Here is a 221-nt window from a genome sequence, read left to right on the forward strand (position 1 = left end):
TGGAAGCCCTGTGAGGGGTGGAGTTGACCGGTACTAATAGGCCGAGGGCTTGTCCTCAGTTGCTCGCGTCCACTGTGTTGTTCTGAAACAACGACCCCCACCGATACGGGTGGGCGGCGGATAGTTTCATAGTGTTTCGGTGGTCATAGCGTGAGGGAAACGCCCGGTTACATTCCGAACCCGGAAGCTAAGCCTCACAGCGCCGATGGTACTGCAGGGGG

The 221-nt window shown here is 58.4% G+C and carries 1 rRNA gene; it reads left to right on the forward strand.

From position 1 onward, the window contains the following. Positions 1-135: 135 nt before the first annotated feature. Positions 136-221, forward strand: a 5S ribosomal RNA gene (gene rrf, locus OO57_RS38240); the annotation flags it as partial.

The organism is Kitasatospora phosalacinea, assembly GCF_000717185.1.
Taxonomy (GTDB): domain Bacteria; phylum Actinomycetota; class Actinomycetes; order Streptomycetales; family Streptomycetaceae; genus Kitasatospora; species Kitasatospora phosalacinea_A.